We start from the raw sequence: 9,657 nt of genomic DNA, 5'->3' as shown, positions 1-9,657 counted from the left end.
GGCGCAATGCCAAAAAAAAGCAAGAAAAAAATCCCAGTTATCTTTTTAATTGAAATTGTATTTACAGAATTATCATATATAAATAAGCAGGAAATAACGATTATTATCGCATTTGTGAACCACAACCAAGTGGATTTGGATTCGCCCGGAAGAAAAATCAAGTAAAAGTAAGTAATGAACACGCAAAACAAACCAGTCCAACGAGATCTAGCTACTTTGTTAAAAATATTTAATCGCACAGATTAAATCTTTCTATGGAACAATATTTGATAGAAACATTTTCCAACTGTTTTTATTAAAGGAATTTTTCGTAATCATTTTTTCTTTAGTCGATTTTTCAAATGCAACAGGTTGCAATGCGCTTATTATTTGATTTAGTTTTTTAATATTAACAGTGCGTCCCAAATTTTTAATAGTTGTGTACCACCCAATCAAACCATCCTGTGTAGCAATAACTGGCTTACCCGCGATAGCTGAAAGCACCAAAACCCCACTCATCGCATAGTGATTGCGATATCCAAGCCACACAATGTCAGTCGCAGAAAACACCATCTGCTCCACAGCATCATCCACAAAACTGTTAATAACGTGGCATCGTCCTTCTTGCGTCAGCGAGCTAATTTGCGCTGATTGCATCAGCGGCTGAATGGCAGCAGACTGCCGTCCCGCCACAAGCAGGTGCAGCGTCTTGGGTACTTCGGGGCTGCACATTGCCTCAACCAGCACGTCCAACCCCTTGCGCTCATCAATGGCGCCATAGACCAGGACAACAACGGCACCATCTGGAATACCCAACGCTTGACGGGCTGACTCGTAGGTATGGCTGCCCTTCAGCTCGGCTGGGTCGGGCACATACTGCAAACGGTGCGCCCACTGCGTATGCCACTCGGCCACATAACGGTGCAATAACTCGTCAATCGTGTAGACCGACTTCAGCGTTTTGCTTCGCAGTAATTTAAGGAAGAGCGCACGCTTAACGTTAGCCAACTTGGGTTTGGGCGCGATCACGCCGTAGCGGCCATAGTGGAACGAGGGGCGCATACAGATGCCACCCCATTGCGTGGGCCCAAATGGCGCGCCCAGCAGACCCAGCGCATACAGACAGTAATCCAGATAGGGTAGGAACACGTAGTCCACCGGCTTGGCTTTGTGAACAAAGCGATAGGCCTGGCCAAACAGTCGTCTTAGCGCCAATTCCCGCCCAGCCTCTCCCAGATGCGAATGGAGTGCGGCTTCATACTTTGCATCATCAAGCGGTACCACGTTGAATGCCTCTCCAAACTGCATCTTCAACCGGTCGATCGCAGGGTGTGCGGCGTCCCGATGCAAAACTGTAACGGTAATCGTGTGTCCCGCCTCCATGTAGGCGGTAGCGATTCGCCCGAGGTAGCCGGAATGATGGCCAGTCAGGGCGGCTTCAACAATTAGGACGTGCATTGGGTAGCAAAATCAATGTAGGCCAAGGCGGTATCTTTGATATCAAAACCATGAAGATTGCGCTGATATCTTTTCGGTTGATTCAATACCGCTTTGATCGTTGAACTGAACTCTTCCAGGTTTTCAGGAGGCGACAAGTAAACTCCATCAAAGGCGCTGGCGTATTGAAAACTCGGTATCGGCGAGGCGATGATTGGCAACCCAGCTGCTAGAGCCTCGATCATGGCAACACTGTGAGCCTCTCTGAGTGATGGCATCAAATACAGATCGGCAGCGCACAGCAGGTCAGCGACGTCTTTTCTGGCTCCGAGGAAGTGGACGTTGCGTTCAACTCCTTCACTGTGAGCCATACGCTTGAGGTCATCAAGATATGATTCCCCTTCAAACAGACCAGCCAGCACCAAGTGAACTGTGGTGTTGCCTTTTATTACAGGAATAATCGCTTGCAAGCTCAGGTGTTGTTGTTTGATTTCTGTAATTCGTCCGATTTGTACAACCACTTTATCCGTATCCGAAAAACCCAAGCTTCTTCTGGCTAACTCTCTGTGAATTGCATTTCTTTCTATACTTGCTATTGAAATTCCATTGGGAACAAGTATTGTCGGTGGGCAGGAAAAGTTATCCGTGTATTGCTGGCGCGCCAGTTCAGATACAGAAATAACGCCTGACAACCTATATTGAAGCAGTTTTTCAAAATAGCGAATATATCCTGACTTATAGTTAGTTTCGCTATGAAGCACTGAAATTACATTTTTTATTCCAGCCAATCGGGCGTAGGCTGCAGGTATCACAGAGTGGGCAAACGCAACATCAGGTGAAAATTCAATCGCAGTTTTCTTGATAAATGGAGCTCTAGCCAATCGCCCTAAGCGCGTGGACGGTGTAATCCATGCAATTCCGTCTTGTTTTTGCTGCTCAATTAATGATTTGAAATCCTCTTCAGGTGGATTAATAGATACAACACATGAAGCATGCCCCATTGCGGTGTGATTTTTTGTTAACGACGCGACAAGCATTTCAGCACCGGAGTATCTGGGGGTATGGATAACGTGAATAATGCGCATCAATGAATACCATTTTTGATTTTTATAGCGAAATATGCAGTCGCTCCCGCTATTGCAATGGCACCAGCTGAAGCCATACCGACACTTCCGAACTGCCAAATTAGAACTGGTGCAGCAAGAACCAGCACGAACAACTGAACAGTAACGGCTTGGGTAACGATTTGCGGTGCTCCTACGGCACGACAATACGCGACCAAAATCGCAATGATTCCTCCCATAAACATGGACAGCGCCATCACCCGCAGTACGGGAGCCGCTGCAAGCCACTCGGGTCCAAGCACCATACTGATAATGAAGCTCGCCATGACTGCAAGCAATAGCGCGATGAAGCCGGCCACAGGGATCAACCGCCGCATTACCCACACGAAGTAATCCTTGCCAGCCTGTCGAGCGACTCGGTGGCGTTGCGCAAAAGTGGGGAATAAGTATTGCCCCAAAGCGACTGCACCATCGGCCACGACCAGTTGGGCGATTCGGGATGCCACCTGATACAAGCCGAACTCGGTAGTACCCAGGAATCTGGCTACCAGCACTTTATCCAGTTGGTTTAACACCAGCGTCACAACACTGGAACCCCATATCCATTTGCCAAAGTGAGTGAGTTCCCGAATTAAACGCCACTGAAATGTGGGTAGCAGAGGAACCCTGAACCAAGTCCATGACAAAACCAGTTTCACGCTGTCACTGGCGATATTGCCCAGCAGAATGGATGCGGCTCCAAATCCGAGTTGGATTAATATCAGCGTGGTAGAAAAGTCAAATAATGCAGCTGAGGCTTCATACAGGGACAGATGCCGGAAATTTCGGTCACGCTGAACCAGAAACACACCGGGATTGAATGCATTGCGCAGCAAGGGAATGACGGCGGCAAGCGCCACCAGGCCTGCCGATGCAGAAACCTTGAACAAGGCGGCTATTGGCATCGCAAGCAGCAATAACGCAATGGCCAGCACCATGCCACGAGTCATTTGCAATGTCCATACCGCGCCCGCTTCTTGTGGACTGATCTTGCTGTGACGCTGCACCACGGCTTGAGACAATCCTGTGTCAGACAAAGATTCCACAATGGCCAGCGACAGCGTAGCAATGCCTACCAATCCGATTTGCTCGGGTCCGAGCAACCGTGCGGCAAGCAAAAACTTGAATGCAATCAATCCACGCACCGCTACCTGCTGAATCAACACCCAAAGCGCATGGTCTGGTCGTGGGAGCATTTTGTTAATTGCTGCAGTCACCATTTAGCTAACCTGAGTTGACGGGTGTAGCGGCTTGGCATGAAATCCTGATCATGAGAGTGCTTCAATCACATGACGCTTAGTAAAACTTGCCTCTTCCATAAGTGGCAATGCAGTGTTGCGCCCTATACCAAAGTATTCAATGCCCGTTTCATGCAGACTCTGCGGCTCATACAAGTTACGCCCATCAAAAATCACCGGCGTTTTCATCGCAGCCTTCAACGCAGTCCAATTCGGACTGCGGTAAGCCTTCCACTCGGTCACGATGATCAGGGCGTCCGCGCCTTGCACGGTTTGCATGGGCTTGTCGGCAAATTGCAGGTTGTGCAGCAAGGCGGGTGCGTCGGCCAGGTCCAGCGCCAGCACGCGGCGGGCTTCTTCTTCGGCCACGGGGTCGTGCGCATGGATGCGGGCACCGGCGCGCAACAGGGCTTGGACGATGACGCGGCTGGGCGCGTCGCGCATGTCGTCGGTGTTGGGTTTGAAGGCCAGGCCCCACAGGGCAAAGGTTTTGCCGCTCAGCTTGGTGCCGTATTTGGCGAATATTTTTTTGACCAGCACTTGTTTCTGGTCATGGTTCACGGCCTCCACCGCTTCGAGCACGCGCAGGGTCTGGCCATGTTCGCGTGCGGTGCGGGCCAGCGCCTGCACGTCTTTGGGGAAGCAGCTGCCGCCGTAGCCGGTGCCGGCGTACAAAAAGCTGTAGCCAATGCGCGGGTCTGAGCCTATGCCCTGGCGCACCAGTTCGATGTCGGCACCCACTTTGTCGGCCAGGTTGGCCAGCTCGTTCATGAAGCTGATGCGGGTGGCCAGCATGGCGTTGGCGGCGTATTTGGTGAACTCGGCGCTTTTGACGTCCATGACGCGGGTGCGTTCGTGGTTGCGGTTGAAGGGGGCGTAGAGCTGGCGCAGGGTGTTTAGAGCCCTCTCGCCTGCGGCGTCGCTTTGGACACCCAGGACGATGCGGTCTGGGCGGGTGAAGTCTTCTACGGCGGCGCCTTCTTTTAGGAATTCGGGGTTGGAGACTACTGAAAACGGGGGGATGGATTGCCGCGTCGCTTCGCTCCTCGCAATGACGGGGCGTTTGGAGAGTTCTTCGTTGATGGTGGCGGTTACTTTGTTGGCGGTGCCGACCGGGACTGTGGATTTGTCTACTACTACTTTGAAGTCGGTCATGTGGCGGCCGATGTTGCGGGCGGCGGCCAGCACGTATTGCAGGTCGGCGCTGCCGTCTTCGTCGGGCGGGGTGCCTACGGCGATGAATTGCACTGCAGCAAAGGCCACGCTGGCCGGGATGTCGGTGGAGAAGGTGAGGCGGCCGGCGTCTATGTTGCGTTCGATGATTTCTTTCAGGCCGGGCTCGTAGATGGGGATGCCGCCGTGGTTGAGCAGGTCTATTTTTGCCTGGTCCACGTCGAGGCAAAACACGTTGTTGCCCAGGTCTGCCAGGCAGGCGCCTGTGACTAGGCCGACGTAGCCGGTGCCTATTATTGTGATGTTCATGGTTGGTAGATGGATTGCCGCGCTGCGCTCGCAATGACGGGTTCAGGGGTGATGGTCATTTTTGGGCTGGTTGGCCGTACTGGTATTGGGTGTAGCGGTAGCGGCTGTATTTGTAGCCATAGCCGGTGCCGTAGCCATAACGGCGCTTGGTGGTGTTCACGTCGTTAAAGATCACGCCGCGCACGGCCACGCCAGCTTGTTTGAGGCGCTTGGCGGACTCCTGCAACTCGCCCAGCGTGCTGACCTCTGAGCGCGCCACCAAAAACACGGTGCCGGCTTGCGGCGCAATCACCTGGGTGTCTGACACGGCCAGCACCGGCGGGGTGTCGATGAGCACGATGTCGTACTGGCTGGCCAGGGTGTGCAGCAGTTGCACCGTGGTGGGTGACATCAGCAGCTCGGCCGGGTTGGGCGGCAGCGTGCCGGTGGTGATCAGGTCCACCTGGGGCGACACGTTTTTGTGCAGCACTTGTGCCAGCGGCTGGCTGCCGGCAATCAGCTCGCTCAGGCCGTGGCCGCGCTGCAGGCCGAAGAATTTGTGGATGTGGCCCTTGCGCATGTCGGCGTCCACCAGCAGCACACGCTTGCCGCCTGCGCCCAGCACCGCCGCAAAGTTGGCGCTGGTAAAGCTTTTGCCAATGCCGGGGGTGGCGCCGCTGACCAGCACCACGTTGTTGGGGGCGTCCAGCATGGCAAATTGCAGCGCGGTGCGCAGGCTGCGCAGGCTCTCGATGCCGGGGTCTTCGGGGTGCGTGTTGGCCAGCAGGTGCATGCCGGTTTTTTGCGTTGCCATGTTGCTGGTCAAGGCCGCCTGTTCTTTGGAATGCGGCACGGTGGCAAACACATGCAGGCCCAGGTGTTGCTCGATGTCGTCGGCGTTTTTAATGCCGGGGCGCAGGCTGTTGCGCAAAAAGGCCAGGCCCAGCCCGGCCAGCAGGCCCAGCACGCCGGCAATGGCCAGCAGCTGTTTGCGCTGGGGTTTGACGGGTTTTTCGGGCACGGCGGCCACGTCAACAATGCGCACGTTGCCCACCTTGCCTTCTTTCACCAGGCGCAGCTGCTGAAAGCTGTTGAGCAGGCCGGTGTACAGCTCGTTGTTCACCTTCACGTCGCGCGTCAGGCGCAGCAGGTCTTGCTCGACATTGGGGAAGGTTTTCACCTTGCCCTCCATGCTGGCTATCTGGCCGTTAAGGTCTTTGATCTGGCCGTCAAGCACCTGGATGCTGGGGTGCTGGGCGGTAAAGCGCGACTCAAGCTCTTTGCGCTTTTGTTGCAGCTCCAGCAGCTTGACCTTGAGGCTGACCGACTGGTCGAGCATGGCCTTGGCTTCGGTGGTCAGGTCAAACGTGCCGTTCTGGTTGCGGAACTGGTTGAACTTGCCCTCGGACGTTTCCAGCTCTTGGCGCAGTTGCGGCAACTGGGTGTTGAGGAAGCTGATGGATTTTTCGGCCTCGGCGGCTTTGCGTTCCACGTTCTGGCGCACGTAAAGGGCGCCAATTTCGTTGAGGGTGCGGGCAGTGAGCGCGGGGTTATCGCCCTCCAGCATGACGTTGATGACGCCAGACTGTTTGCCTTGCTCGGTAATGTTCAGGGCATTTTGCAGTTGCTCGGTTTCGCCCAGTTGCGATGAGCGGGTAAGGTAAAACTCGGCACCTGGCAGGCCCGTGGCGCTGGCCAGCAGCAGCTCGCCGGAGGCACCGTTGCTTTTGAAGGCCAGCGGCTGGCCAAATTGGCCTTGGCCCAGGTTGTTGCCATCGGGCGAATGTAGCGTGTAGCCTTGGGCGCCCAGCGCCACGGTAAAGCGCTCGCCTTCCAGCGCCTGCGGTACCTTGAGGTAGCCCACTTGCAGTGCTTCGGTGCCGCTCACATAACCGCTCATACCCAAGAAGCCGGGGGTGGACGGCTCGGTGGCGCGCCGGGCCAGCCACTTGCCAACGACAGGCAGGTATTTGGGGGACACGGTCAGGTCAAGCTGCAGGTTGCTCACGGCCTGGCCCACCACCAGGCGGCTGCGCAAGATTTCGATCTCGGCCGTGGCGGGTGATTTGATGTCAAACATGCTGCCCATATCACCCAGCAGGCTGCTCATGCCGCCGCCCTTGCTGTCTTCGACCTGGATGAGCGAGTTGGCCTCATAAATGGGCGTGGCCATAAAGGCATAGGCGCCACCCAGCGCCAGCACCAGCGCGGTTACACCGGCAATAAGCCAGCGCTGGTCAAGCACCACGTCCAGCAGCTCCAGCAGGTTGATGCTGTCTTCGTCGTCTTGCGGCGCGAGCAGCATGGGCTGGGGAGTTTGGGGGAAAGAGTTCATGCGGATTTATATTTATGTGGGGTCAAATTTGTCATTGCGATTCCGGCCGTCATTGCGAGGAGCGCAGCGACGTGGCAATCCATGTATTTGCATCATCACGTCAACTTCCTGATACGTGGCACCCAGTCGGCTACGCCTTGGGCTATGGCCGCATAGGCGGTATCAAAGGCTTCGCGGGGCTGGCGGTAGGGGTCGGCAATGTCAAACTGGCCGTACTGGCCCAGGGTAAAGACCTTGCCGCGCACCACCGGGAACCGTTGCTCCAGCTGGCTTTTGTGCGACTGCTCCATCACCAGAATGAGGTCTGACTTTTGGCACAAAAAGCTGGTGACCTGCAGCGCCCGGTGGGCGCTGATGTCAAAGCCATGTTCGGTGGCGATTTGCACCGACATCGGGTCTGCCGGCTGGCCGGTCAGGGCGTCAAGCCCGGCAGACCACACGGTAAGGCCGGGCAAGTGCTTCGCCAGCAGGCCCTGCGCCAGCGGGCTGCGGCAGATGTTGCCGATGCACAGGGTGAGGATGAGGTTCATAAATGGGTCATTGCGAGGAGCGCAGCGACGTGGCAATCCACGAAGTCCGGCTGCATGGATTGCCGCGCTTCGCTCGCAATGACGGGTATCAGCCGCGCTTCGCTCGCAATGACATTCAAATTCGCCATGACGGGGTTAATTGGTAACAGCATCGCGCGTAGTGTTGACGGCCACCGCGCTGGGCAAGATCAGGCTGATGACGCGGTTCCAGCGGACCAGCGGGGCGGGGTCCACATAGACCACGTCGCGCGCTTGCAGCTCGAAGCCTTCGGCCAGGGCGTAGGCGGCGGGGGAATGGGCGTCGAGGTGATAGATTTCGGGTTGCGCCCGGTTGGCCGCGCGGATCACAAAGATCTGGCGCGGGTCGCCAGACACCGGGTTGACGCCGCCCGAGTCGCCCAGCGCTTCGTTCAGCGTGAGGCGGCCGTTGCGCAGGGTTTGGGTGTTGGGGCGCAGCACCTCGCCCAGCACGAATACCTTGGCTTCTTCGCGCGCCAGCACGCGCACCAGGTCACCATTGCCGAGCAGGATGCCAGTGGGGTTGACGCCGCGCTCGGTGAGCTGGGCCAGGTTGACCGTGGTGGTGCTGCCGTTGCGCGTGATGGCAATGGCCGAGCGGTCGGCCGTGGCGGTAAAGCCCCCTGCCCGGCCCAGCGCCTCGGGCAAGGTCATGGGGATGTCGTTCAGGGCCAGCAGGCCGGGCGTGCGCACCTCGCCGTCCATGTAGATGCGGCCGCTGCGGTACGACTGGATGCGCACCGTGACCTGCGGGTCTTTGAGGTACTTGGCCAGGCGCTGGGTGAGCAGGTCGCGGGCGTCGTATTCGGTCAGGCCGGACAGCTTGAGGGTGCCCACATACGGAAACTGCACCAGGCCCTGGGGGCTGACGTTGTAGCCGTTGCCCACCGGCGATTGGCTGGTGTCGTTGCCTGATGTGGTGGTGCCGGCAGGTGTGATGGTGAGCTCGGGGTGGTCCCACACCACGATGTTGAGCACGTCGCCCGGGCCGATCAGGTAGGCCTTGGGCTGGGCGAACAGGTTTTTGACATCGGGCGCGATGTCGGTGGCGCGGCCGGCGCGCTGCTGGCGCAGCAGCTCGGGGTTGATGGTGATCAGGCTGCCGGGCGGGGGTGCGTCAGTGGCGGCGTCAGCGCTGCCGCGCGCCTGCGTGATGGACCACGGGTTGCCGGGGCCGTCATTGGCAAAGCCCGCTTTGCCGACATACATGCCGGGTGCGTAGGCGCAGGCGCTGAGCACCAGGCTGGCCAGCAGGGGAAAAAGCAAACGCGGGTTCAGGATGGGCATGCGGTGATGTTTGTGGGGTAAGTTAACGTGAAAGAACGTCGTCATTGCGAGGAGCGCCAAACTCGTCATTGCGAGGAGCGCCAAACTCGTCATTGCGAGGAGCGTAGCGACGTGGCAATCCATGACTTCCAACTGCATGGATCGCCACGCTTCGCTCGCGATGACGGATACCGGCCGCGCTTCGCTCGCGATGACGAGTCAGGTAGCTGTCATTGCGAGGAGCGACAGCGACGTGGCAATCCACGAAGTCCGGAGCCATGGATTGCCGC

The 9,657-nt window shown here is 56.9% G+C and carries 7 protein-coding genes; all 7 read right to left on the bottom strand.

Translation table 11 applies throughout. The features are described from left to right. Nucleotides 1-252: 252 nt before the first annotated feature. Nucleotides 253-1,437 (bottom strand): glycosyltransferase, encoded by a 1,185-nt coding sequence (locus NDI87_RS14285; protein ID WP_296276046.1) that lies wholly within the window; start codon nucleotides 1,435-1,437, stop codon nucleotides 253-255. Next, the gene (locus NDI87_RS14280; protein WP_296276044.1) at nucleotides 1,425-2,501 is read right to left on the bottom strand and encodes a glycosyltransferase family 4 protein; all 1,077 of its coding nucleotides are present in this window, start codon (nucleotides 2,499-2,501) and stop codon (nucleotides 1,425-1,427) included. The genes NDI87_RS14285 and NDI87_RS14280 overlap by 13 nt, the downstream gene beginning before the upstream one ends. Further along, nucleotides 2,501-3,736, bottom strand: coding sequence for an oligosaccharide flippase family protein (locus tag NDI87_RS14275; protein ID WP_296276041.1), 1,236 nt, complete (start codon nucleotides 3,734-3,736; stop codon nucleotides 2,501-2,503). The genes NDI87_RS14280 and NDI87_RS14275 overlap by 1 nt, the downstream gene beginning before the upstream one ends. Nucleotides 3,737-3,787: 51 nt before the next feature. Further along, the gene (locus NDI87_RS14270; protein ID WP_296276039.1) at nucleotides 3,788-5,239 is read right to left on the bottom strand and encodes a UDP-glucose/GDP-mannose dehydrogenase family protein; all 1,452 of its coding nucleotides are present in this window, start codon (nucleotides 5,237-5,239) and stop codon (nucleotides 3,788-3,790) included. Nucleotides 5,240-5,294: 55 nt separating this feature from the next. Further along, nucleotides 5,295-7,553 (bottom strand): polysaccharide biosynthesis tyrosine autokinase, encoded by a 2,259-nt coding sequence (locus NDI87_RS14265; RefSeq protein ID WP_296276037.1) that lies wholly within the window; start codon nucleotides 7,551-7,553, stop codon nucleotides 5,295-5,297. A gap of 95 nt (nucleotides 7,554-7,648) precedes the next feature. After that, nucleotides 7,649-8,083 (bottom strand): low molecular weight protein-tyrosine-phosphatase, encoded by a 435-nt coding sequence (locus NDI87_RS14260; protein WP_296276035.1) that lies wholly within the window; start codon nucleotides 8,081-8,083, stop codon nucleotides 7,649-7,651. A gap of 135 nt (nucleotides 8,084-8,218) precedes the next feature. Then, a complete protein-coding gene (locus tag NDI87_RS14255; RefSeq protein ID WP_296276033.1) occupies nucleotides 8,219-9,388 on the bottom strand; it encodes a polysaccharide biosynthesis/export family protein in 1,170 nt (389 codons plus the stop codon). Nucleotides 9,389-9,657: the final 269 nt, after the last annotated feature.

The organism is Rhodoferax sp. (genome assembly GCF_023701345.1).
In the GTDB taxonomy this organism is placed as follows: domain Bacteria; phylum Pseudomonadota; class Gammaproteobacteria; order Burkholderiales; family Burkholderiaceae_C; genus Rhodoferax.
Note: the sequence above shows the minus strand (reverse complement) of the source record. Positions and strands in the feature narration are given on the sequence as shown.

Coding starts and splice junctions, on each gene's coding strand:
- NDI87_RS14280 (WP_296276044.1), bottom strand. CDS start 2,501: ATGCGCATTATTCACGTTATCCATACCCCCAGATACTCCGGTGCTGAA.
- NDI87_RS14260 (WP_296276035.1), bottom strand. CDS start 8,083: ATGAACCTCATCCTCACCCTGTGCATCGGCAACATCTGCCGCAGCCCG.
- NDI87_RS14255 (WP_296276033.1), bottom strand. CDS start 9,388: ATGCCCATCCTGAACCCGCGTTTGCTTTTTCCCCTGCTGGCCAGCCTG.
- NDI87_RS14270 (WP_296276039.1), bottom strand. CDS start 5,239: ATGAACATCACAATAATAGGCACCGGCTACGTCGGCCTAGTCACAGGC.
- NDI87_RS14265 (WP_296276037.1), bottom strand. CDS start 7,553: ATGAACTCTTTCCCCCAAACTCCCCAGCCCATGCTGCTCGCGCCGCAA.
- NDI87_RS14285 (WP_296276046.1), bottom strand. CDS start 1,437: ATGCACGTCCTAATTGTTGAAGCCGCCCTGACTGGCCATCATTCCGGC.